Genomic DNA, 23036 nt, shown 5'->3' with positions numbered 1-23036 from the left:
CGGTCCCCGGATTCGATGACTGATTCGGACAAGAGCCTCGAATGGCTCCTCGAGAACCTCGTCGGCAACACCGCCGGCGCGTGTCACGCCCTCGTGCTGTCGCGTGACGGCCTGAAGCTCTGCCACACGCAGGGACTCACCGTCGACCGCGCCGACCAGCTGGCCGCGATCGCGGCCGGGGTCCAGGCGCTGGCGCACGGCGCGTCGGTCGAGTTCGGCGACGGCACCGGCGGCGTGCGCAACTCGATGACCGAGTTCCACGGCGGGATCCTCTTCATCGTCGAGGCCGGGGTCGGCTCGCACCTGGCCGTGATCGCCACCGAGGACGCCGACGTCGGCCTGATCGGGCACAACATGGACGAGCTGGTGGAGCAGATCGGCTCGGTGTTCACCGCTCCGCCGCGGTTCGCGGCGGCCGACCAACCGGCTTCGTGACGCGTTCGGCGCTCGACGGAGAAGACCCGGACCGGCTCTACACGGTCACGGGGGGACGCAGCAGCGCGGACGACATCGACCTCGACCTCGTCACGTTGATCGTCAGCGAATCGGAGCCGTCCGCGGGGATGCAGTCCGAGCACGTGCGGATCCTGCGGATCGCCGAGAAGCCGACGTCCGTCGTCGAGCTGTCGTCCTACCTGGCGCTGCCGGTGAGTGTGCTCAAGATTCTGCTCGCGGACCTGCTGGCCACGGGCAAGGTGTCCGCCCGACATCCGTCGTCGGCCCAGGCCGCGGGACGGACCTCCGACTCGGAATTCCTCAAGAAGGTGCTCGTTGGACTCCGCAATCTCTGAAGTAGAAGAACGGCAGCCACTGGCCGACAGCGCGAGTGACGGCCTGAAGATCGTCGTCGTCGGCGGCTTCGGCGTCGGGAAGACGACGATGGTCCGGTCGGTCAGCGAGATCCGGCCGCTGAGCACCGAAGAGACGATGACGCAGGCCGGCATCGGCGTCGACCACACCCGCGGGGTGCAGGGCAAGACGACGACCACGGTCGCGTTCGACTTCGGCCGGATCAGCCTCGACGAGCAGATGGTGCTCTACCTGTTCGGGGCGCCCGGCCAGGAACGGTTCTGGTTCCTCTGGGACAGCCTCTTCGCCGGCACCCTCGGTGCGGTCGTCCTGGTCGACGCCCGGCGGCTGGCCGACTCGTGGTACGCGATCGACCGGCTCGAGCACCACGGGACGCCGTTCATCGTGGCCCGCAACAACTTCGGCCCGCCGAAGCACAGCCTCGACGACGTCCGCGCGGCGCTCGACCTGGCCGAGGAGGTCCCGCTCGTCGACTGCGACGCCCGCGACCGGGACTCGTCCAAGCAGGTGCTGATCTCGCTCGTCGACCACCTCTACACCCTGTCCAAAGTCCGGGAGGGCGCATCGTGACCGGTTTCCAGACCAGCACCCCGCCGGAGACGGTCCCCGCCGCGGACCGGGTCCGGTTGTACGGACCGGAGTTCCAGAAGGATCCCGCGGCGTTGTACGCCCGGATCCGGCGGGAGTACGGCGGCGTCGTCCCGGTCCTGCTCGACGGCGACATCCCCGCGTGGCTGCTCACCGGCTACCGCGAGATCCACCAGGTGTGCCAGGACTCGCAGCTGTTCGCCCGCGACAGCCGCCGGTGGAACCAGTGGGACAACGTCCCCGACGACTGGCCGCTGCTGCCCTACGTCATGCACAACCCGTCGGTGATGTTCACCGAAGCCGCGGAGCACCGCCGGCGGGCGGGCGCGATCGGCGACGCGTTGTCCGCGGTCGACCAGTTCGACCTCGGCTCGCACTGCGAACGGATCGCGGACAGCCTGATCGACGAATTCGCGGGTAGCGGCGAAGCCGACCTGATCGCCCAGTTCGCGCAGCGCGCGCCGCTGCTGGCGATCGCGAAGATGTACGGCATGCCCGACTCGGAGGCCCCGGCCCTGGTGCGGGACGTCGCCCTGTCCCTCGACGTCGGCCCCGAGGCGCTGCCCGCGTACGTCCGGGTGCAGGAGGCGATGGCGCGGCTGGTGGGCGTGAAGCACGAGCGGCCGGGCGCCGACGTCCCCACGACCATGATGCGGCACCCGGCGGACCTGACCGACGACGAGGTCGTCCAGGACCTGCTGGTGGTGACCGCCGCGGCCCAGCAGCCGACGGCGAACTGGATCGGAAACACGATCCGGCTCATGCTGACCGACAGCCGCTTCGCGATGACGCTGTCGGGCGGCCGGGGTAGCGTCGGGCAGGCCCTCAACGAGGTGCTGTGGCACGACACGCCCACGCAGAACTTCATCGGCCGGTTCGCGTCCCGCGACACCGTGCTCAGCGGCGTCCGCGTGCGCCAAGGCGATCTGCTCGTGCTGGGCCTGGCGGCCGGCAACGCGGACCCGCACGCCCGCCCGGACGCGGCATACGGCGCCCTCGGCAACCACGCCCACATGTCGTTCGGCCACGGCGAGCACGGGTGTCCCTATCCGGCACCGGAAGTGGCCGAGGTGATCGCCCGGACCACGGTCGAGGTCCTGCTGGACCGCCTGCCCGACCTGGAACTCGCTGTTCCGGCGGGCGAGCTGGTGTGGCGGCCGTCGGTGTGGATGCGCGGACTGGAGAGCTTGCCGGTGACCTTCACCCCGGTCCACGTCGGTGGACCGGGGGCGTGGTGACCTGTCTCGGTGGCTAGGCGGGGGTGAACGTCACCGGCAGGGAAGCCGGGCCGCGGGTGAACACCCCTCGCTCGGCCGGCGCCGCGCCGTCGGCCAGGCGCAGGTCCGGCATCGCGTCGAGCAGCTGGTTGACGCCCACCTCGATCTCCGTCTTCGCCAGCAGCGCTCCCACGCAGAAGTGGCGGCCCAGTGCGAAGGACAAGTGGCTGGCCGCCGCGGAAAAGGCCGTGTCGGTCGGGAGGTCCGTGCGGAAGATGTCGAACGCGCCGGGGTTGGCGAAGCGGCGCGGGTCGCGGTTCGCGGCGCCGATCAGGCACGTCACCGTGCTGCCCGCCGGGATCGTCTCGCCGGCGATCTCGACGTCTTCCGCGGGCTGGCGCATGATCATGTGCACCGGCGGCGTGTAACGCAGGGTTTCGGCGAAGGCCTTCGGGATCAGCTCGCGGTCGGCGCGCACGGCGGCCAGTTGCTCGGGGTGCTCCAGCAGGTTGCGGAACAGCGAGGCGATCGCCTTGTCGGTGGTCTCGCCGCCCGCGGCCAGCAGCAGGCTGCAGAACGCCTTGATGTCCTCGTCGCTCATGGTGGTGCCGTCCACCTCGGTGGCGCACAACGTCGAAAGCAGGTCGTCGCCGAGGTTCGCCCGGCGGTCGCGGATGATCGGCAGCATGTACGCGGCCAGCTCGTCGTGGGTTTCGAGCCCGGCGGCGGTCACCGCCTCGTCCTGGCTGAGGTTGCCGAGGAACGCGATGATCGCGGTGTACCACCGCTGGAACCGCTCGTGGTCGCTCGGGTCGAGGCCCAGCATGTCCACGATGACGTTGATCGGGAAGTGCCGGGCGTAGTCCCCGACGAGGTCGGCCGAGCCGCGGCCGCGGAAGGTGTCGATGAGCTGCGCGGAATTGCGTTCGATCACCGGGCGGAACTTCTGCTCCAGTTCGTTGCCCCGGAACGCCGGCGCCACCAGCGCGCGGCGGATCGAGTGTTCGCGGCCGCTCATCTGCAGGATGGTCCGGCCGTGCACCGGTTCCAGTTGCCACCCGTAGTTTTCGGTGGTGAACGTGCCTTCCTTGAAGGCGCGTGACACGTCGTCGAAGCGCGAAACGATGTAGCTCTGCATTCCCTCGTGCCAGATCACCGGTGAGTGCTCGAGCATCAGGTCGTAGGCGGTGTACGGATCGGCGGCGAACTCCGGAGAGAGGATGTCCGGTGCGTGCCCTGCTGAAGTCACGTGACTCCTTCGCTCAGTGGTCAAGCCGCCAGGTTAACGGGAATAGTTGCTACTGCGAAAGACTTGGTCACTGTGCGTAAAATCGGCCGTTGCCCCACGGAGCAACTCGGGAAGCCGCGTAGTTCTGCAGGAACAGCGCTTCGGTCAGTGCCATCGCCGAGATTTCCGATGGTGCGACGCTTTCGTTGGGCGCGTGGATCAGAGCCTGCGGCTCCTCCACCCCGATGAGCAGCAGCTCGGCGCCGGGACAGGTTTCGGCGAACACGGTGCACAGCGGAATCGAGCCGCCCTGGCCGAGCAGGCTCATCGGGCGGCCGTAGGCGGCCTGCATCGCGTCGGCCATCGCCCGGTGGGCCGGGCCGTTGATGGCGGGGCGGAACGGGTGGCCCACCGCCTCGATCTCCACCGACAGGCGCACGCTCCGCGGTGCGGCCGCGCGCAGGTGCTCGGTCAGCGCGTCCGCGGCTTCGTCCGGTTCGACGCCCGGCGGGATGCGCAGGTTCAGCCTCGCCCGTGCGCGGGGGGTGATGGCCGCGGCGGAGCCGACGACCGGCGGGCAGTCGATGCCGAGGACCGTCACCGCCGGACGCGCCCAGAGCAGGTCCGCGATCTCGCCGTCGCCGGGCAGGACGGCGTCCGGGGCCAGGCCGATGTCCGCGCGGAACCGCGCCGCCGGGTAGGGCGCGCCGGGCCAGGTGCCGTCGTGGGCGAGCCCGTCCACCGTGGTGTTGCCCTCGCTGTCCCGGAGGGACGCGAGCACGGTCACCAGCGCGGCCAGCGCGTCCGGGGCGGGGCCGCCGAACATGCCGGAGTGCAGCGCGGACGGCAGCGCTTCGACCGAGACGACCGCGTTCACCATGCCGCGCAGGCTCACCGTGACCGCCGGTTGCCCCACTGCCGCGTTCCCGGTGTCGCACACCAGGATCGCGTCGGCCCGCAGGAGCTCGGCGTGCTCGGGGACGAACGCCTCCAGCCCGCCGGTGCCCTGCTCCTCGGAGCCCTCGACCACCAGCTTGAGGTGGACGGGCAGGTCGTCGCCGAGCGCGCGCAACGCCGTGAGGTGCATGAGGATGTTGCCCTTGCAGTCGGCGGCACCGCGCCCGTACCAGCGTCCGTCCACTTCGGTCAGCCGGAAGGGCGGCGTCCGCCAGGCGTCGTCGTCCAGCGGCGGCTGGACGTCGTAGTGGGCGTAGAGCAGCACGGTCGGCGCGTTTTCCGCGGCGCAGCGGCGGGAACCGAGCACGGCCTGGCTGCCGTCCGGCGTGTCCACCAGCCGGGCGTCGGCGAACCCGGTCTCGGCGAACGCGTCGGCGACCCAGGTCGCGGCGCGCCGGCACTCCTCGGGCGGGAACTGGCGCGGGTCCGCGACGGACCGCATCGCGACGAGGTGCGCGAGTTCCTCCCGCGCCCGCGGCATGAGCGCGTTCACCCGGTCGCGCAGATCCATCGCGTTCACCGGTTCACCGCCCCGGCGAAGGCCAGTCCGCGGACGTAGTCCTGGAACGCCCCGAGCTTGCCGGGGCAGTAGATCTCGACGACGAACGTCTCCCCGCGCACGACGGTGGCGGGGGAGCGGACGGGCCGGGCGCCGGGCCCGCCCGCTCCGTTGGAGATCCCGCTGTCACTGGTCGCCCGCGTCAGCGCGGACGCCGGGTCGACGCAGATGGCGCCGCCGTCGGTGCCGAGCAGCCGGACGACCTGGTCGTGCGCCGGTACCCGGGCGCCCGCCTGGCCGAGCCGGGCGATCAGCTGGTCGGCCTTCGCGCCGGCTTCGGCGTCCGACCGGGCGGAGTGGTACAGCAGCGATCCGGCCACCAGCAGCGCACCCGTCACGACTCCCGCGACGAGGTAGCCGAGCACCCGGTGCCGCCGGGACGATCGTTCGTCCACTGTGGTCACGACTGACTCCCTTCGGGCTGGGCCGGCTGCCGCCAAGACGGCTTTCGCAGCCGGTAGAACAGGTACGGCACCAGCAGGCCCAGCCCGAGCGCGCCGCCCGCGACGATGCCGAGGTACACCCACGGGCTGCCGGAGCCGAACTGCGAAGGCGGGACGAAGCCGACCAGCAGTGCGGCCAGTGACGCGCAGAAGCCGATTCCGCACAGGCCGAGCAGCATCGGGGCGCGGTAGCCGCGGGGGTGGTCGGGGAACTTGCGCCGCAACCGCACCGCCGCGATGAACATCAGCAGGTACATGATCAGGTACACCTGGGTGGTGATCACCGAGAAGATCCAGTACGCGCTGGACACGTCCGGGATGAACGCGTAGAGCAGGGCGATGAGGGTCGTGATCGCGCCCTGGGTGACCAGGATGTTGCGCTGCACGCCCTGTTTGTTCAGCCGCTGCAGGAACGGCGGCAGGTAGCCCTCCTGCCGGGAGATCAGCAGCAACCCCTTCGACGGGCCCGCCAGCCACGTCAGCATCCCGCCGAGCGACGCCATGACGAGCAGGACGCCGATCACCGGGGTGAGCCACTGGATGCCGAAGTTGGCGAACACCGCGTCGAAGGCCTGCATCACCCCGGCGGTGAGGGAAAGCTGGTCGGCCGGGATGACCCAGCTGATCGCCAGCGCGGGCAGGACGAAGATCAGCAGGACGAGTCCCATCGAGAGGAACATCGAGCGCGGGAACTCCTTGGCGGGCTTGCGCAGCGACGACACGTGCACCGCGTTCATCTCCATGCCCGAGTAGGACAGGAAGTTGTTCACGATCAGCACGAGGCTCGCCAGCCCGGCCCACGCGGGCAGCAGGTTGCCCGCCGACATCGGCGCCGCGGACGGGTGCCCCTGCCCGAGGAAGACGAGGCCGAGCACCACCAGCAGCGCCCCGGGGGCGAGCGTCCCGATGATCAGCCCGCCGCCGGCGAGCCCGGCCACGCCTTTCGTTCCCCGCGCGGAGATCCACACCCCCGACCAGTACGCGACGACGATCACCGCGGCGGTCCACAGGCCGCTGGAGGCCAGCTCCGGGTCGAAGACGTACGCGAGCGTGCTCGCGACGTACCCGAGCAGGCTCGGGTAGTAGAAGATCGTCATCGCGAACTGGCACCAGACCGCGAGGAAGCCCATCGGCTTCGAGATCCCGAGCGCCACCCAGTTGTAGACCCCGCCCGGCCAGCCCGAGGCGAGCTCGGCCGAGACGAGCGACGTCGGCAGCAGGAACACGATCGCCGGGACCACGTAGAGGAAAACGGCCGCGAGACCGTAGACCGCCATCGTCGGGGACGGGCGCAGGCTCGCGACGGAACTGGTCGTCATGAGCGCCAGCGCGATCCAGGAGATCCACGCGGCGGACCGCGGCCGGGCGCGGCCGGCGTTCGGGGCGGGCGGCGGCGGTGAAGCGGTCCCGACCGGGACGTCCGGGCTGTTCACGACGCCGGTCCGGCCGGGTCGGGCAGGGCTCGGCTGGGGTTCGCGGTGGTCATGGCTGTCGGCCTCCCGAGGCTCGTCCGCGGTGTGTGGTGGTCAATCGTGTGGGGTGCCCGGCCCGGCCGGGTCACCCGTTGCGGGCGAGACCGGGGCGGCTCGGCGGGCGGTGGGCCCGCGCCGCGCACCGCCCCGTCTCACCCGGAGCGGAGGAGCCCGGCGGCGCCCGGACGTGCTTCCGTGACGCCGTCGAGCGGAAGATCACGGAGGGCACCATGACCGGAGAAACCCGGCCCAGGATCGCGACGGGCCGCCTGTGGGCGGGCGGCGGCGCGACGGCGCTGGTCGCCGCACTGACCGCCGTCGTCGTTTTCGTCGTCGCGCACGGGATCTTCGGCGTCCCCGTGCTGGCGCCGGTCGAGCGGGGTGTCTGGGACTCGATCGGCGCGGCGGTCTACGCGGGGGCCGCCGCCGCGGCCGCGCTCGCCGCGACGGCGTTGCTGCACCTGCTGCTCATCTGCACGCCCCGCGCGATGTCCTTCTTCACCGGGATCACGCTGCTCCTCACCGCGATCGCCGTGGTGGTGCCCGTGAGCCTCGACGCGGACTCCGGCACCCGGCTGGTGACGGCCGCCGGGAACCTCTTTGTAGGTCTCGTGATCACCGGCACGCTGTCCGGCGTCGCCCGGGCGGCGGTCCGCGCGCCGGGCTGAGCCGGTGGCCGGTCAGCCGAGGGCGGCGTCGAGCGTGACCGCGGCGTCGATGAGCGCGAGGTGGGTGAAGGCCTGCGGGAAGTTGCCGAGCTGCTCGCCGGTCGGGGCGATTTCCTCGGCGTAGAGACCGACGTGGTTGGCGTAGGTCAGCATCTTCTCGAACGCCGAGCGGGCGTCCTCGAGCCGGCCCGCGCGGGCCAGCGCGTCGACGTAGGCGAAGCTGCACAACGAAAACGTGCCTTCGTCGCCCGCCAGCCCGTCCGGTGACGCGGCGGGGTCGTAGCGGTAGACCAGGCTGTCGGTCACCAGGTCGGTCTCGATCGCGTCGAGCGTCGAAAGCCACAGCGGGTCCCGGGAAGGCAGGAAGCCGCTGCGGGGCATCCGCAGCAGGGCGGCGTCCAGTTCGTCGCCGGTGTAGTGCTGGACGAACGCGTGCCGCGTCCGGTGCCAGCCCCGGTTCAGGATCTGGTCGTAGATGCTGTCGCGCTGCCAGGTCCAGTCCTCGACCGGCGCCGGGCGCCCGCGGGTCCGGGCCAGCCGGATGCCGCGGTCGAACGCGACCCAGCTCATCATCCGCCCGTAGGTGAAGCACTGCCGGCCGCCCCGGGTCTCCCAGATGCCCTCCTCGGGCTGGTCCCAGTGCTCACCGAGCCAGTCGAGCACCGCGCGGACGGCGACCCAGCCGCGGTGGGGGAGCCCGAACCCGGCGCTTTCGACGGCGAAGACGCTGTCGAGCGCTTCGCCGTAGATGTCGAGCTGCACCTGCCCGGCCGCGTCGTTGCCGATCCGCACCGGGCTCGACCCGCGGTAGCCGGACCAGTGCGCGAGGCTTTCCTCCCGCAGGTCCGTCGTGCCGTCCACGCGGTACAGCACGGAAAGGGGGCCGGAGGCGGCGCCGTCGCCTTCGCGGATCCGGTCGCCCAGCCAGCTCCCGAACCGGGCGGCCTCCTCGGTGAAGCCGATCCCGAGCAACGCCGAAACCGAGAAGGACGCGTCCCGCACCCAGGTGTAGCGGTAGTCCCAGTTCCGGCTGCCGCCGATCTGTTCGGGCAGGCCGAGGGTGGGCGCGGCGACCAGCCCGCCGGTCGGCGCGTAGGTGAGCAGCTTCAACGTGATCGCCGAGCGGGCCACCATTTCCCGCCACCGGCCGCGGTAGGTGGACTTCGCCAGCCACCCGCGCCACCAGTCCACAGTGGAGTCGAACAGTTCCGTGAACTCGGCGAGGCGGATGTCGCGCGGCGGCTTGGCGGCGTCCGTTTCGAGGACGAGGCCGCGGACCTGGCCGGCGGACAGGGAAAGCCGCACGTGCACGTCGCCGGCCTCGACGCGCGCCTCGGCGAGGTGCTCGTCGCCGGGCTCGCGGACCACGTGCAGCACCAGGGACATCTCCCGCGCGACGAAGACGGCCCCGTGGCCGGCGAGGATCGCCTGGTGCGGACGGCGCCCGTAGTCGAACCGGGGCGCGACCAGCACGTCGAAGGCGATCCGGCCGCGGACGCACCGGACCAGCCGGGCGATCCGGTGCGTGGTGGTGGCGGCCGTGTCCAGCGGCGGCATGAAGTCGACCACCTCGCCGATCCCGTCCGCCCCGCAGAACCGGGTGATCAGCACGGCGGTGTCCGGGTAGTAGACCTGGGTGCTGGTCCAGTCGCCGGCCGGGCGGATGCGGAACCGGCCGCCGCGCTCGTCGTCGAGCAGGGCGCCGAAGACCGACGGCGAGTCGAAGCGGGGGTGGCAGAACCAGTCGACGGAGCCGTCGGTGGTGACCAGCGCGGCGGTCTGCAGGTCGCCGATCAGGCCGTGTTCGGCGATCGCGGTTTCGGTCATGGTCTCCTCCAGGGGAAGCGCCCGGTGCGGTCGTGATCACCGTCGCCGGAGCGGTCGTGAGCTGCCTCATCCGCGCGGGGTGAGGTGGCCGGGGCGCCATCGCGACACCGTGTGCGGCACGCCGACCGGAAGGCCCGCCGATGACCGTGCTGGCCCTGGCGCTCGCCCAGTTCGCCGCGACCACCATGACCGTGGCGGTCGGCGTGATCGCCGCCGACATCGGCACGACCGTGATCGGCGACGACCTGGGCCGCAAGCGGTGCTTCCTGCTCGACCTCGTCGTCTACGGGGCCGGCGCTGATGATCCCGCCGATCTGCATCCTGGTCACCGTGGCGAGCCCTGCAGGTGCTCTTCGTCGGGGTGAGCGTCGCGCTGGCGTGACAGCTCACCGAGCCGCCGAAACCGCGTGACCGCAAGCCGTTCGACGTCGCCGGCGCGGTCGGCGTCGGCGGTTGGCCTGTTCGCGGTCGGCGGGGTGGTGGTGCTGCCGGCCGGCGGGGTGTCACCGCTGTGGCTGTTCGCGACGATCGGCATCCCGGCGTCGTCAGCGGTCGCGGGACGGCCGGCGCGGCGGCACTCCCGGCGCCGGCTCGGCCGCGGGGGCTTCGTCGTCACCCTCGCCGGCCTGGCCCTCGTGCTGCTCCTGGTGCGGGCCGGCGCCGGGGTGGGGGTCATGCTGACCGCGTCGGTGGACCTGGTGCAGCCGCGCCGGCCGGATGCGGCCCAGGGCGGCATCTCGGGGGTCTCGCGCAGTGTGTCCCACCTGGGCTCCTCGGTGGGTACCGCGCCGGCCCTCGCCGCCGTGGGGGTCGAGGCCGTGGCCGGGCTGATCGCCGCCGTGCTGCTGCCGGCGTCGGACCGAACTGTCCCTTGTGGACGAGCGGCGGCGCTGCACCGCGGTCACGATCACGCGCAGCACGACGCTCAGCACCACCAGGTCGGCCACCATCTGCACCGTCACCAAGGCCCGCGCGGTGGCCGAAACCGGGGCGATGTCACCGAAACCGACCGTGGCGAACACCGTGACCGTGAAGTAGAGCGCGTCGGTGCGCGTCAGGCCCACGTCGAAGGAACCGGGGCGGTCGTGGCCGAGCACGTAGTACAGGTCGGCGAACAACAGCAGGAACAGCGGGACGATCAGGGCCAGTGCCTGTGCTCCCTGCCACGCGGGGAACGGTGACCGCAGGATCATCCGCACCTCGCCGACGACCAGCAGGGCCACCACGGCGAGGCCGCCGGTGAACACGGCCATCGTCCACGGCCGCACCGCCTGGTCCACCGGGAGCAGGTAGTACAGGCAGACCAGCGCCGTGACGGTGAGCAGCGGCCGGAGCACCGCGAGGTGGACGAACCGCCATCGCCGCGGCGCGGTCAACGCGCGAGCGCTTTCCGCTTGAGTTCGTGGTATTCCGCGTCGTCGATGATCCCCTGCTCCAGCAACCGCCGGGCCTCGGAGATCTTCGCCGCACTGGTGCGGTCCACAGAGGACACGGACCGGACGTACTGCTCGAACCTTTGCTGTGCGGCCAGTTCGCGGTCCTGGCGCCGCCGGTTCAGGTGCCGGCCCTGGGTGGCGAGGTAGAGCAGCACGCCGAGGATCGGCAGCACGATGACCAGCACCGTCCAGCCCGCCTTGGCCCAGCCGGACACCTCCGACCTGCGGTAGAGGTCGCCGAGTGCGACGAACAGCAGCCAGAACCAGGCGACCCAGCCGAAGAACACCAGCATCGTCCACACCAGATCGAGGAAGGGGTATTCCGCGCTCGCCAGTGTCATGGGGTCTCCTCACGGGATTCGGGTGGCACGCGGCGGCGTGCCCGGCTCACTCGACCGGATCCCGGGCCCGCTCGCCTCACCCACGCCGGGTGAGGCGAGCGGGCGTCAGACCGTGAAGTCGGTGACGTCGGTGTCGAGCAGGCCGCGCTGGAGGGCGATCGCCACGGCGTCCCGCCTGCTGCGGACGTGGAGCTTCGCGTAGATCCCGCGCACGTGGGTCTTGACGGTGTTCGGGGAGACGGTGAGGTCTTCGGCGATTTCGTCGATCGACCGCTGCGTCGGCAAGAGGCGCAGCACGCTGCGTTCGCGTTCGGTCAGCGGTGCCGGGATCGCCGGGGTGCTCAGCCGGCGGCGCAGCGCGAGGACTTCGCCCGCGAACCGTTCGCTCGTCCCGAAACCGCCGAGCCCGCTGGTCAGGAACTCGAGCACGTCCGGCGGGGCGAAGACCAGGGGGAAGCGGACGCCGGCGGGTTCGGCGGCGCGCAACGCGGAGCCGAGCAACCGCGCGGCCCGCTCCGGCGCGCCGGCCGCCAGCGCGGCCTGGATGCCGATCAGCGAGGCCTCGATCGCCACCCACGGCAGCAGCAGCGGTGTTTCGCCGTCCGCCAGTGAGCGCAGCACCGAACTCGCCGCGCTGTGCCTGCCGAGCCGCAGCTGGGTCCGGGCTCGCAGCAGGAGCAGCTCGCCGGAGCCGGTGAGCAGCGGCTGGGCCCAGCGAACGGTCTCCCTGGCCTGGCCGGCCGCGCCGAGCCGCAGGGCCGCGCGGTGTTCCAGCACCGCGCACAGCGCCGCGTGCTCGGACGGGCAGGCCCGGCCGGCGCCGAGGTGCGCGCGGGCCCGGCGCATCCGCCGCAGCCCGGCGTGCCAGCCGCCGAGTTCGAATTCGGCGGCGCCGTGCAGGGTTTCGGCGAACAGGCGCAGGTTGCGGGCCGCCCGGGCGGGTGCGGCACCGAGCAGCCTGCCGATCCGCTTGGCCTGGTCGACGCAGTCCGCCGGTTCGCCGCGGAGCAAGGCACCGTAGGCCAGCATCGCGCCGACCTGGGCCGCCGGGAGCGACCGCTGCGGGTCGTGGATCGGCTGCCTGCTCTCCGCCCGGCGGGCCAGCGTCTCCATCACCTGGTAGTCGCCGTCGAAGCCGGCCAGGCCGCCCAGCACCGTGAGGCACTGCGTGACGGTGAAGTCCTGCCCTTGCTCCTCGGCGGCACCGAGGACCCGCACCACCGCTTCGCGGGCCGCCCCGTTGCCGTGGCGGGCGACGAGGGTGCCCGCCCGGTGGAGGGTGGCGAGACCGGCCAGCGGGGTCCCGGCGGCCAGGCTCTCGTCGATCTGCTCCGCCGCGCGGACGGCCTGCGCCGGGCTGCGGTCGAGCTGGGCGAGCCGGGAGTACGCCAGCTGCCGCAGGACGGTCAGCTCCGCCGACGGCCGGTCCGGCCACGCCGCCTCCGCCCGCGCCAGCTGCAGACCGGCGGTGGACGTCTCACCGGTCTCCAGGCACAGCGCGGCCGAAACCAGGGCGGGCAACGGATCCGCCGGGACCCGCCGGTCGTCGAGCACGGCGAGCGCCAGCCTCAGCACCCGGTGGTCACCGCCGAGGAACAACGAAACGGCGTGCCGGTGCAGCAGGTCGCCGACGCGGGTGGTGTTCCCCGAGCGGATGCTGTGCAGCAGGGCGAGGGCGGGCCGGTCGCTGTCGGCGAACCAGCGGGCCGCCGCCGCGTGCAGGGTGCGGGTCCGGTCCGGGGCCCGCCGCAGCAGCTCGGCCCGCAGGTAGGTGCGCAGCAGGGACGGCAGCTGGTGCACCGGCGGCGTCCCGGCGGACCGGACCACCTGCAGGGCCGGTTCGCCGAGTTCGCGGAGCACCACCTCCGCGTCCGGCCGGCCGGTGAGCGCGGCCGCGAGCCCGGCCGGGACCTCGTCGCAGACGCTCATCGCCCGCACCAGATCCTGCTGGGCGTCGGTCAGCGGGGCGAGCACCTCGTCGGTCAGGTAGTCCAGCACGGCCTGGTCGCGGCCGGCGAAGAAGTCGCGCAGGCTGCCGTGCTTGGCCGCGGAGGCCGTGGCCAGGCGCAGCCCGGCCGGCCAGCCCTCGGTCCGGGCGACGAGCAGGCTGATCTGGTCCGCCGGTATCCGGGGCCCGGTCGTCTCGACGAAGGCCGTGGCCTCCGCGGCGGAGAACCGCAGGCGGTCGGCGCCGATGTCGACCAGCCGGTCCGCCAGCCGCGCCCGGACCAGCGGCAGCGGTGGTTCCCGCCGGCTCGACACCGCCAGGCGCAGGCCCGCCGGCTGGTGGCGGAGCAGGGTCTGCAGCCCGTGCCAGGTGCGCGGCGAGGTGATTTCTTGAGCGCTGTCGAGGACGAGCAGGACCGGCTGGGCCAGCGCGTCCAGCGCGTCGGCCACCTGGGCCAGGAACGCCAGGTCGGTGCCGGGTTCGTGCGGGACCGCCAGATGCCGCAGCGGGCTGGCGGCCGGAACCGGGAGGCAGCCGCCGAGCGCCTCGAGGACCGCCGACCAGAACCGGCGGTCATCGTTGTCGTCGGCGTCGGCGGTCAGCCAGGCGACCGCACCTCGCCCGCGCTGGCGGGCCCAGCCGGCGAGGAGTGTCGTCTTGCCGAATCCGGCCGGCGCCCCGACGAACACCATCGCGGCGTCCCTCGCGTCGTCGAGCAGGGTGAACAATCGGGGTCGCGAAACGCGATCGCCGCGGGGAACGGGAATGCTCACTTTGGTCGCCGGTACCCGTCTTCGGGCCGAAACTTCCTGGCGGGGGTTCATGCGTCCTCCTTCTTCGTGGTCGGACGGCTCACCCTTTCCGGGCGAGGAAAACGTTCGCCGCGCGCAGAATGGTGTGGCGCGTGAACGATCCTGGATATTCCTGGAAAAACCGGCCGGTCAGCAAGCGGGCGAAGCGAGGATTCGCCGTCACGCGGTTCTTGTGGATCGGGCCGGGCGAACTCGTGGTGCTCGACCTGGTGCGGACCGGCCGGGTCGGGATCGAGGCCGTGTTGCTCTGTTCGGCGGTCGCGCTCGCGGCGTGCGTGCCGGTGACCTCGGCGCGGCTCGGCATCCGCGCCGGTCTCGACCTCGTCGCGCGGCTGGTCTTCCTGCCCTCGCACACGTGGTCCGTCGCGGTGATCGCACTCGACGCCGTGCTCATCGCCGGTGCGTGGTTTTCCGCGGGCCGGGCCGGGCGGGCGGGGGACGACCGGTGAACGGGCCCGATTACGTCTTCCGCTGCGGCGGCCGCATTCCCGAACAGGTGACGGAGACCGTCGCGGAATTCCGGGACGTTCTCGTCGTGCCGGTTCCCCCGGACACCATCGTGTTCGGCACCGTGGCCGATCCCGGTTGCCTGCCGCGAATCCTGCGCAAGCTCGAAGCGCTCGGCATGCGAGTGGACTCCGTGCACCGGGTGCGGGAACTCCCGCGTCAGGAGCGCCGCCGGATTCCGTGAAGCCCGGGCCCGTCCCGCCACCCGGGTCACCGGCCGCCGGAGCGGCACCGCGCCACCGCCGTCCGGAGCGCCGTCACGGTTCCCCCGGCCGCGGTCCGCACGGCCGCCCGGTCGGGGGGCCGCAGCGCCGCGGCGGCCCGCAGCCGGGTGAGCGCGTGGTCCACATCGGTCAGTCCCGCGGGCGGGCGGGGTTCGGCGAGCCGGGCCGAGACGATCGCGGCGAGCGCCGTGGCTGCCACGCGGACCTGGTCCGCTCCCGCCGAACCGCGGTCGAACGACCGGGCCGTGTCGCTCACGGCGGTCTCGGTGGCGGACAGGTCCGCGCACGGGGCCAAGGCGGCACGCGAGACCGGCGGCACGGCCGACGCCGAGCCGGTCGGCGGACTGCCCGCCGCACAGCCCGAAAGCAGTGCGGCGAGGGCCCCCGCGGCGACCCGGCGCCGGACGGGCGCCCCCGCCCGGGCGGAACTGGCTCCGGCTCTTCCGGTCCGCCCCGGCGGAGCCCCGGCACCGCGGGCGCGCCCCGGCCACGGGAGCCGGCCCGTCACCGGCCGGACACCGCCGTGACGTGGCCGTTGCGGATGGCCGAGCACAGGGCGCTGTGGTCGCGTTCGTTCTGGTCGGCGCAGGCCACCGCGAACTCCCGGACGGCTTCGGCGAAGGCGGGGCCGGAACCGAGGTAGGCGGCGATGACGAGCGGATCGCCGGTGCGGGCGTGCGCCCTGGCCAGCGTCCACCCGCACAGCCGGGCGTAGGCCCGCAGCGTCTCCGGGGTCATCTTCGTGACGTCGGTGACGCCCCGGCCGTCGCGCACCCGGCGGACGTAGAAGTCCCGGGTGCGGCCCTCGAACCCGGTGGCGCGGACCCAGCCGAGGTAGCGGTCGCCGACCGCCTGCAGCAACCGCTGCCCGGTGACGACGCGCCGGCCGGACTCGCCGCGGACGGTGGTGCCGGTGCAGGACTGCAGCACCGACGGCACGGCTTCCTTCAGCTGCAGGAAGAGCGCGTCCCCGTCGTCCGGCCCGACCAGCAGCGCGAGCCAGCACCGGGTGCCGGCGCCGCTCACCCCGACCACGCTGCGGGCCACGTCGGCCAGCCGGTAGCGGTCCAGCGGCGCGCGCCGTTCGCTGCCGAGCAACTGCCGGTAGCGCGAGAACATCTCGCCGAGGCGCTGTTCGAGCGTCGCCGGGTCGCCGTCGCCGGTCAGCCTGCTGACCGGGACGAGCAGCGGCGGCCGGGCGGCCAGCCGCAGGCGCCCGTCGCGGATTTCGGTGTACCGGTGCAGCACGCCGGCGTCGTCACGGACCGGGGACCGGCCGGCGGAACGGTCGAGGCGGTGCCGCCCGGCCGGGGCCGGGGGATGGGCCGCGACCGCGCGCAGGGTCTCGGCGTCGGCGCCCGCGTGGTGGATTTCGAGCGACGTCCGGTGGGCGAAGTCCTGCATCGCCCGGCGGTACGCCTCGACGGCCGCGAGCACCGTCCGGCGGCGCTGGGCCGTCGGGTGCGCGTTCTCCCGGCCGGCGACCTCGAAGCTGGCGGCCAGCCGCTTGACGTCCCATTCCCACGGCGCGGGCAGGGTTTCGTCGAAGTCGGCGAAGTCGAACACCAAGCGGCGCCCGGCGGACGCGAACAGGCCGAAGTTGGCCAGGTGGGCGTCGCCGGACGCCTGGACCACCACCCCCGTCCGCGGGGTCGCGGCGAGATCGGCGGCCGCCGGCAGCGCGGCACCGCGGAAGTAGGCGAGCGGGGAGGCGGCCATCCGGCCGTACCGGATCGGCAGCAGCTCCGGCACCCGGTCGGCGTCCTGCCGGGCCAGGAGCGCCAGCGGGTCGGGGCGCCGGTCGGCGCCGGGGAATTCGGCGTGCTCGGACCTCGGTACGGCGATGCGGGCGGTGCGTGCCCTGGCGATCCGCGCGTCCCGGGTCCCGGTGTCCTGTTCGGTCTGCGTCATGAGCGGATCGTCGGTCCTCGGCGGCGTCCCGGGCGTCGCCCGTCGCGGGTGAACCCCGGGTCATCCACGACGGGTGACGACTCGGCGTGGTCCAGACCGCACGGTGGGCCGCGGAGGTGCGGGGCGGTGTCCCCGGGACACCCGGTGCCGCCACCCGGCCCAGCCGGCGCTCCTGCTCGGGGCGCGCCCCCGGCCGGCCGGTACCTCCCGCGGGTGGCCGCGGCGACGCTCGGGGGCGCCGCCGCGGTCGTGCTCGTGCGGCGGCTCGCCCCGGCGCGTCACCGCCGTCGCGGCTCCTCGGCTTCGCCGAAGGCGTCACGCAGCCGCGCTTCCTCTTCGGCCGAGAGGTTCGTGCTCAGCAGCGTGGCCCCGGTCTCCTTGAACGGCTCGACCACCCGGTCCAGCACGGTGTCGCCCGACATCACGAACAACGCCGACGTCCCGGGCGTGACCTGGCTCCGGACCGTGGTGATGAACTCCTCGTCGATCCCGACGTGCGCCAGCGACCCGGTCAGCGCCCCGATCGCCGCGCCGACGGCCATCCCCAGCAACGGCACCAGGAAGATCAGGCCGAACAGCAGGCCCCAGAACCCGCCGCCCAGCGCGCCGGTGCCGGTCAGGGAACCGAGGTCGGTCGTCTTCGGCTTCTTCCGGTTTTCCGGCCAGCTCACGTAAGCCGCGTCGGCGATCGAGATCAGTTGCTGTTTCTGCAGTTGCCGGAGCAACTCCAACGCGTTTTCGGCGCCTTCGGCGGTGGGGAACCTCCATACGGTCAACGCGGCCATGACGTCCTCCTCGGTGCGGCATCTGCGGTCGGCGCCGACTGTGCGCCCGGTGGCCGCACGTGCCATCGCCCGTGCCGAGTGAGCCGGGAATCGCGGTGCGGTCCGGCCGACCTGATCTCACCTGACGCGGGCGAGGCCGTTCGGACGGTGCACCGACCATGATCGCCCGGGTCCGAGCCACACCACCCGATGGAGAGAGGGACCATGACCGAACACACGCACCCCCGGTCCGGAACAGCCGGAACCGGGACGCCGCCGGGTGAGCGGGCCGTCGCCCGGTCGCGCCGGGTCGGCTGGATCTGGTTCGCCGGCGCGATCACCGTCCTGGCCGGGCTGTTCAACGTCGTGGAAGGACTGGTCGCGCTGTTCGACCGGGACTACTACGTGCTCGGCCCGTCCGGGCTGCTGGTCTTCAGCCTCGCCGGCTGGGGCTGGATCCACCTGATCGTCGGCATTCTCGCCGTGCTGACGGGTATCGCGCTGTTCACCGGCGCGCAGTGGGCCCGCGTCGTCGCGGTGGCGCTCGCCGGCTTCAACGCACTGGCGCAGCTGGCCTTCCTGTCCGCGTACCCGGTCTGGGGCGTGGTCGTGATCGCCCTCGACGTCCTCGTCATCTGGGCGATCGTCGTGCACGGCGACGAAGCCACCTACGAGATCTGGTGACCCCGCCGGACCTCGCCGGTGCGGTGGCGCCGGTGATCACTACAGTCGAGTCCCCGTCCGGCAACCGGCGCGGGGCGGGCACCGATCCCCGCCGAGAGCCGAGAGGTTGACGTGCCCGCTCGAACGACGTCCCGGTGCCTGCGGATCCCCGGCGTCAAGGCCGCGGTGCCGCGGGTGCCGCGGATCTTCGTCCCCCGGCCCCGGCTCGAGGCGCTTTTGGACCGTGCCACCGTCCGGCCCGTGACCGTCGTCCGGGCGCCCGCCGGGTCCGGGAAGACGACGGCGCTGGCCGCCTGGGCCGGGGGCGGCCGGGACGTCGCCTGGGTGTCCCTGGACGGTGACGACAACGACGAACCCCGGCTGTGGACGGCGATCCTCGCCGCGTTGAGCCGCTGTGCCGCGGTGCCGGCGGACTCCTCGCTGCACCGGCTCGAACCCCCTCGGCCCGGACGGCGCCCGGAGTTCCTGGCCGAGCTGGGCGACGCGCTCGCCGGGCTGCGCCGGCCGATGCGGCTGGTCCTGGACGACCTGCAGGAGATCTCCCGCCCCGAGCCGATGGACGCGCTGGCGGCGCTGGCCCGCCACCGGCCGCCCGGGTTGCGGCTGGTGCTGGCCACCCGGGTCGAGCCGCGGCTGCGGCTGGCCCGCCTGCACGTCGACGGGGCGCTTTCCCGGGTGGGGGCGGCCGAACTCCGGTTCGCGGTCCCGGAAACCGCGGACCTGCTGCGGGCGACGGGCGCCGTGGTGAGCGACGACCGCGTGCGGGAGCTCACCGAGCGCACGGCGGGCTGGGCGGCCGCGCTCGGCTGGGCCGCGGTGTCGGTGCGCGGGTCGGCGGACACCGACGGGCTCTTCGCCTCCGTCGCCGGGGACGAACGCGCGGTGGCGCGGTTCTTCGCCGACGAGGTGCTTTCGCGGCTGCCCCCGGCGACTTCCGACGTGCTGTCGTGCATCAGCCTCTGCGACACGGTGAGCGCGACGCTCGCGGTCCGGCTGTCGGCCCGCGGGGACGCCGGGGCGATGCTGGACGAGCTCGAGCGCTCGATGGCCCTCGTCGTGCGCACGCCGGCCGGGGAGTACCGGCTTCCGCCGCTGCTGCGGGAATTCCTGCGGGCCGAACTGGCCCGGCGCGGCCCGGAGCGGGTGCGGCGGCTGCACGCCGTCGCCGCGCGGTGGTACGCGGACGAAGGGCGGTTCGGGGACGCGCTCCGGCACGCCGTCGCGGGCCGTGACCGGCAGCGCGTCCTGACCCTGGTCCGGGACCACGGCGTCCGCCAGGTGCTCACCGGGGACGGGGATCCCGTCCGGACCGCCCTCATCCACCTCGGCCCGGAGACCGTCGCCGCGAGCCCGCCGTTGCGCCTGACTTCGGCGTTGGACCACATCCAGCGCGGGGACCTCGCCGCCGCCGGTGCCGACCTCGGCGAGGTCCCGCCCGGCGGCGAACCGGGCTTGCTGGCCGTCCGGCACCTCGCCCGCGTGACCGGGAACCGGCTGCCGGCGACCGAAGTGCCCGCGACGGCGGGAACCCCGGAGCTCGACGCGTGGGCGAAGCTCGAACTCGCCTGGCGTTCGCTGCACCGGGGTGCCCGCCGGTACGCCGTCAGCCGGGCCGAAGAGGCGCTTCGCCTGGCCCACGCCGGGCACCTCGACCACCTCGTGCTCCACAGCAGGCTGGCGCTCGGGGTGGCCACCGCCCTGCGCGGGGACCACGCGGAGATGCGGCGCGCGTGCATCGGCGCGCTCGCGATCGCGCGGCGCCGCGGCCGGCACCGGACTCCGGGCGTCGCCGAATGCCACCTGATGCTGGGCTACGACGACCTCATGCGCAGTGAGCCGGTCGCCGCGGCCAGGGAACTGGCCCAGGCGGCGCGGGCGGAGGTGCCGGGGTGCGCGCCGCTGCTGGGGCCGCTCCGGAAGTTCTTCGAGGGCGTGGTCCGGTTCGACGAGGCCGACCGGGCGGCGGGCTCCCAGGCCATGCGCGCGGCCCGCCACCTCCTCGCCGACCTCGAACTGCCCCGCGAGATCGCCGCGATGTGCGCGGTCGCGGAGCACCACGCGGCGCTCGCCCTCGGCGAGGGCCTGCACGCGGCGGAAGTGCTGGCCTGGGCCCAGGAACGGTTGCGCGGCAGTGCCGAGCCCGCGCTGCTGCAGGTGCGGGCCCACCTGGCCGCCGACGAGACCGAGCCGGCCGAGGCGGTACTGGGACAGGCCTGGTCGGCGACCGCGTTGCTGCCGGCCACCCCCGTCGACCTGTGCCTGGTCGAGACCGCGCTCGCCCTGCGCGCGCACCGGCGGACCAAAGCACTGCACGCCCTCGACCGCGCGCTCGCCCTCGCCCGGCCGAACGGGCTGGTGCGCCCGTTCGCCCTCGCCGAGCCGGCCGTCGGGCACCTGCTGATCGACCACTCGGGCGGGTTCGGCTCCCTGGACCGCTTCGCCCAGTCGGTCCGCGGCCGGCTCGTCCCGCACACCCCGTCCAGCGGGCTGACCGACCGCGAGCAGGTGGTGCTGAACCGCCTGCCGTCGCAGTGTTCGCTGGACGAGATCGCGTCGGACCTCACCGTTTCGGTGAACACCGTGAAGACCCACGTGCGGGCCATCTACGGCAAGCTCGGGGTGAACAACCGGCGCTCGGCCGTGGTGGTCGCGCGCCACCACGGCCTCACGTGACCCGGCTGCTCAGCGCTGGTCCCGGCGCGGTGCCGAGAGCAGCGCGTCGGCCCAGCGGGCCCGCGGGTCGACGTCCACGAGCAAGGCCTTGGCCAGCAGGGTGGCCGGCACGGCGAGGACCGCGCCGAGCGGGCCCAGCAGCCAGGTCCAGAACACCAGCGCCAGCACGGTGACCAAAGTGGACAGACCGACCGAGCCGGCCACGAACCGAGGCTGGATCAGCGACTGCACCACGAAGTTCAGCCCGGTGTAGAGGACCAGCACGACGAGCAGGTCGCCCCAGCCGCCGTCGAGGAGCGCGATGAACGCCGGCGGCGCCACGCCGATCACGAACCCGACGTTGGGGATGTAGTTGGTGACGAAGGCGAGCAGGCCCCACAGCACGGCTCCGGGGATGCCGAGCAGGGCGAGGGCGACGGTGTCGAGCGCGGCCACCAGCCCGCCGAACACGGTCGTCACGACGAGGTAGATCCGGGTGCCGGAGGCGAAGCTCCGCAACGCCGCGGAAATCCACGGCCGGTCGTGCGCGATCCGGCCGAGCCGCTGCCCCGCCCACGCCGATTCGCTGCTCAGGAACAGCAGCAGGGCGAACAGGAACGCCAGGTTCGTCACCAGGCCGCCGACGCCGGCGAGCAGGGATCCGGCCAGGCCGACCAGCTTCCCGGCGTCCACGCCGGACAGCATGTCCCGCAGCTGCTGTTCGCCGACCCCGAGCCGGCCGAGCACTTCCCAGCCGTCGCGCAGGAGGTCGTTCAGGCGCCCGGTGTACTGGGGGAGCAGCGCCGAAAGCTGGGCCGCGGACACCACGACCACGAGGAAGAACGCGAGCAGGACCGCGTAGACGGTCACCACCAGCACGGAGACGGTCAGCCAGCGCGGCAGGCCCTTGCGGCGCAACCAGGTCCGGACCGGATCGAGGGTGATCACGACGACGGCGGCGAGGAACACCGGCCCGGCGAGCCAGGCGACGGCGCGCAGCCCGGCCAGCACCACCACCCCGGCCGCGGCCCCGAGCAGCACGACGAGCGCGCGCGGGAGCGGGCTGCCGCCGAAGCCGGGCGTGTCCTCCGGCGGCCACGGGATCGGCGGGACGTGCCCGCGGGCGGTGAACCGGCCGGCGAGCCCGCGGAACGGGTGCCACCGGGCCCGGGCGGCGGTGGCGGCGGTGCTTGCGCCCCGCCGCCGGATCCGGAACCGGTTCGCGGGGAATTCGGTGAGCGAAATTCGCACCATGCGGCACTCTCCGGGGCAGGGGGGCGGTCGGCCGTGCCACGGTGGCAGCGTCCGGCCGCCGGGTGACCACCCGGCGCGGGTGAAAGCCCGGAGTCGCGGTGCCCCATCTCGGCTGGGTGAGTGCCGAGGTCCGGGGCGTCGTCTGGACTTCGGCCGCCTCAAGCCGTCACGAACGGAGGAACCACCCGGCCGGCGCTTGCCCGCGCCCCGTGATCCCCGCGTAGGCTGGGTCCCGCCCCAGACCCCGGCGAAGCGGCTGTCGACCCGCCGATCGAATCGGTGGTGCGTGGGGAATCGCTCCCACCCGTGGTCGGCGTCCGAACCGACTTCGAGTGAGCGGGGTGACGTCGTGGGCGAGGCCGGTGGCACCGAACCCGGCACGGACCGGAGCTGGCCGGCGCGCCACGGCGGCGGCTACCCGAGGGGCTGGCAGGTCCGCTACCGCGGCCGCCCCGGGCGGGGATCGCCGCCGCCTCCGGAACTCATCGGCACCATCGCCGGCCCCAGCCTGCGGGACGAGCACACCAGCACGACCTGGGTGCCGGTCCGCCCCTACCGCGCGGCCCCGGACACCCCGCTGAAACTGGTGCGGGCCGCCGACATCCTCGACGCCCGCCCGCCGGGCGGCGGCCCCGCACCGGCCGCGGCGGACGAAGACCGCGAGCGCGTCGAGCCGCCCGGGACGGATCCCGGCGCCGGCCCGGCGGGGTAGGCGGTGGTGCTCACCGACGGCC

23 protein-coding genes are annotated in these 23036 nt (G+C 73.4%); 11 read left to right on the top strand and 12 right to left on the bottom strand.

Features of this window, described 5'->3' with window-relative positions:
- Positions 1 to 15: 15 nt before the first annotated feature.
- From AB0B33_RS39205 to AB0B33_RS39190, 4 genes are read left to right on the top strand one after another with little or no spacing between them, the layout of a single operon-like run.
- A complete protein-coding gene (locus AB0B33_RS39205) occupies positions 16 to 435 on the top strand; it encodes a roadblock/LC7 domain-containing protein (RefSeq protein ID WP_247022552.1) in 420 nt (139 codons plus the stop codon).
- The gene (locus tag AB0B33_RS39200) at positions 432 to 791 is read left to right on the top strand and encodes a DUF742 domain-containing protein (RefSeq protein ID WP_247022554.1); all 360 of its coding nucleotides are present in this window, start codon (positions 432 to 434) and stop codon (positions 789 to 791) included. The genes AB0B33_RS39205 and AB0B33_RS39200 overlap by 4 nt, the downstream gene beginning before the upstream one ends.
- Positions 784 to 1380, top strand: a complete 597-nt coding sequence (locus tag AB0B33_RS39195) for an ATP/GTP-binding protein (RefSeq protein ID WP_315863283.1) — start codon at positions 784 to 786, stop codon at positions 1378 to 1380. The genes AB0B33_RS39200 and AB0B33_RS39195 overlap by 8 nt, the downstream gene beginning before the upstream one ends.
- Positions 1377 to 2636: a cytochrome P450 gene (locus tag AB0B33_RS39190; RefSeq protein ID WP_247022557.1), complete on the top strand. Its 1260-nt coding sequence runs from the start codon at positions 1377 to 1379 to the stop codon at positions 2634 to 2636. The genes AB0B33_RS39195 and AB0B33_RS39190 overlap by 4 nt, the downstream gene beginning before the upstream one ends.
- Positions 2637 to 2649: 13 nt before the next feature.
- On the opposite strand, the gene AB0B33_RS39185 is transcribed toward AB0B33_RS39190, so the two are convergent.
- The 4 genes from AB0B33_RS39185 to AB0B33_RS39170 form a co-directional block, all read right to left on the bottom strand.
- Positions 2650 to 3864, bottom strand: coding sequence for a cytochrome P450 (locus AB0B33_RS39185; RefSeq protein ID WP_360781555.1), 1215 nt, complete (start codon positions 3862 to 3864; stop codon positions 2650 to 2652).
- Positions 3865 to 3931: 67 nt separating this feature from the next.
- Positions 3932 to 5311, bottom strand: coding sequence for a dipeptidase (locus AB0B33_RS39180; RefSeq protein ID WP_360781657.1), 1380 nt, complete (start codon positions 5309 to 5311; stop codon positions 3932 to 3934).
- A gap of 5 nt (positions 5312 to 5316) precedes the next feature.
- Positions 5317 to 5763 (bottom strand): hypothetical protein, encoded by a 447-nt coding sequence (locus tag AB0B33_RS39175; RefSeq protein ID WP_247022560.1) that lies wholly within the window; start codon positions 5761 to 5763, stop codon positions 5317 to 5319.
- Complete coding sequence (locus tag AB0B33_RS39170; protein WP_360781655.1) at positions 5760 to 7145, bottom strand: APC family permease; 1386 nt, start codon at positions 7143 to 7145, stop codon at positions 5760 to 5762. Before AB0B33_RS39170 ends, AB0B33_RS39175 begins: the two co-directional genes overlap by 4 nt.
- 359 nt (positions 7146 to 7504) lie before the next feature.
- Here AB0B33_RS39170 and AB0B33_RS39165 point away from each other — a divergent pair, with 359 nt between their 5' ends.
- Positions 7505 to 7942: a DUF6069 family protein gene (locus AB0B33_RS39165; RefSeq protein WP_360781553.1), complete on the top strand. Its 438-nt coding sequence runs from the start codon at positions 7505 to 7507 to the stop codon at positions 7940 to 7942.
- A gap of 12 nt (positions 7943 to 7954) precedes the next feature.
- Here the strand turns inward: AB0B33_RS39165 and AB0B33_RS39160 are convergent, their stop codons facing one another.
- Positions 7955 to 9769 carry a glycoside hydrolase family 15 protein gene (locus AB0B33_RS39160; RefSeq protein ID WP_360781551.1) on the bottom strand — a complete coding sequence of 605 codons (1815 nt, stop codon included), beginning with the start codon at positions 9767 to 9769 and terminating at the stop codon, positions 7955 to 7957.
- Between the two features lie 140 nt (positions 9770 to 9909).
- Here AB0B33_RS39160 and AB0B33_RS39155 point away from each other — a divergent pair, with 140 nt between their 5' ends.
- Positions 9910 to 10134, top strand: coding sequence for a hypothetical protein (locus AB0B33_RS39155; protein WP_360781549.1), 225 nt, complete (start codon positions 9910 to 9912; stop codon positions 10132 to 10134).
- A gap of 180 nt (positions 10135 to 10314) precedes the next feature.
- On the opposite strand, the gene AB0B33_RS39150 is transcribed toward AB0B33_RS39155, so the two are convergent.
- From AB0B33_RS39150 to AB0B33_RS39140, 3 genes are all read right to left on the bottom strand, one after another.
- Positions 10315 to 11145: a potassium channel family protein gene (locus tag AB0B33_RS39150; RefSeq protein WP_360781547.1), complete on the bottom strand. Its 831-nt coding sequence runs from the start codon at positions 11143 to 11145 to the stop codon at positions 10315 to 10317.
- Positions 11142 to 11546 carry a PLDc N-terminal domain-containing protein gene (locus tag AB0B33_RS39145; protein WP_360781545.1) on the bottom strand — a complete coding sequence of 135 codons (405 nt, stop codon included), beginning with the start codon at positions 11544 to 11546 and terminating at the stop codon, positions 11142 to 11144. Before AB0B33_RS39145 ends, AB0B33_RS39150 begins: the two co-directional genes overlap by 4 nt.
- Positions 11547 to 11651: 105 nt before the next feature.
- The gene (locus tag AB0B33_RS39140) at positions 11652 to 14318 is read right to left on the bottom strand and encodes a LuxR C-terminal-related transcriptional regulator (RefSeq protein WP_360781544.1); all 2667 of its coding nucleotides are present in this window, start codon (positions 14316 to 14318) and stop codon (positions 11652 to 11654) included.
- An 80-nt stretch (positions 14319 to 14398) separates the two neighbouring features.
- On the opposite strand from AB0B33_RS39140, the gene AB0B33_RS39135 reads away from it, so the two are divergent.
- Positions 14399 to 14755 carry a hypothetical protein gene (locus tag AB0B33_RS39135; protein ID WP_360781542.1) on the top strand — a complete coding sequence of 119 codons (357 nt, stop codon included), beginning with the start codon at positions 14399 to 14401 and terminating at the stop codon, positions 14753 to 14755.
- Positions 14752 to 14997 (top strand): hypothetical protein, encoded by a 246-nt coding sequence (locus AB0B33_RS39130; protein WP_247022568.1) that lies wholly within the window; start codon positions 14752 to 14754, stop codon positions 14995 to 14997. The genes AB0B33_RS39135 and AB0B33_RS39130 overlap by 4 nt, the downstream gene beginning before the upstream one ends.
- A gap of 26 nt (positions 14998 to 15023) precedes the next feature.
- Here the strand turns inward: AB0B33_RS39130 and AB0B33_RS39125 are convergent, their stop codons facing one another.
- The 3 genes from AB0B33_RS39125 to AB0B33_RS39115 all read right to left on the bottom strand — a co-directional run bounded on the left by AB0B33_RS39125 (position 15024) and on the right by AB0B33_RS39115 (position 17733).
- The gene (locus tag AB0B33_RS39125) at positions 15024 to 15293 is read right to left on the bottom strand and encodes a hypothetical protein (RefSeq protein WP_360781540.1); all 270 of its coding nucleotides are present in this window, start codon (positions 15291 to 15293) and stop codon (positions 15024 to 15026) included.
- Positions 15294 to 15541: 248 nt separating this feature from the next.
- Positions 15542 to 16948: a DUF2252 domain-containing protein gene (locus AB0B33_RS39120; protein WP_360781538.1), complete on the bottom strand. Its 1407-nt coding sequence runs from the start codon at positions 16946 to 16948 to the stop codon at positions 15542 to 15544.
- Positions 16949 to 17226: 278 nt separating this feature from the next.
- Positions 17227 to 17733, bottom strand: a complete 507-nt coding sequence (locus AB0B33_RS39115) for a DUF1269 domain-containing protein (protein ID WP_360781537.1) — start codon at positions 17731 to 17733, stop codon at positions 17227 to 17229.
- A gap of 204 nt (positions 17734 to 17937) precedes the next feature.
- Between AB0B33_RS39115 and AB0B33_RS39110 the strand changes: the two genes are divergently transcribed.
- Complete coding sequence (locus AB0B33_RS39110) at positions 17938 to 18396, top strand: hypothetical protein (protein ID WP_360781535.1); 459 nt, start codon at positions 17938 to 17940, stop codon at positions 18394 to 18396.
- A gap of 111 nt (positions 18397 to 18507) precedes the next feature.
- Entirely contained in the window at positions 18508 to 21069 is a 2562-nt protein-coding gene (locus tag AB0B33_RS39105) for a LuxR C-terminal-related transcriptional regulator (protein WP_360781534.1), read from the top strand.
- 9 nt (positions 21070 to 21078) lie between these two features.
- On the opposite strand, the gene AB0B33_RS39100 is transcribed toward AB0B33_RS39105, so the two are convergent.
- Entirely contained in the window at positions 21079 to 22302 is a 1224-nt protein-coding gene (locus tag AB0B33_RS39100; RefSeq protein ID WP_360781532.1) for an AI-2E family transporter, read from the bottom strand.
- Between the two features lie 349 nt (positions 22303 to 22651).
- Between AB0B33_RS39100 and AB0B33_RS39095 the strand changes: the two genes are divergently transcribed.
- Complete coding sequence (locus AB0B33_RS39095) at positions 22652 to 23014, top strand: hypothetical protein (protein ID WP_360781530.1); 363 nt, start codon at positions 22652 to 22654, stop codon at positions 23012 to 23014.
- Positions 23015 to 23036 lie beyond the last annotated feature (22 nt).

The organism is Amycolatopsis sp. NPDC049159 (assembly GCF_040648295.1).
In the GTDB taxonomy this organism is placed as follows: domain Bacteria; phylum Actinomycetota; class Actinomycetes; order Mycobacteriales; family Pseudonocardiaceae; genus Amycolatopsis; species Amycolatopsis pretoriensis_A.
Note: the sequence above shows the minus strand (reverse complement) of the source record. Positions and strands in the feature narration are given on the sequence as shown.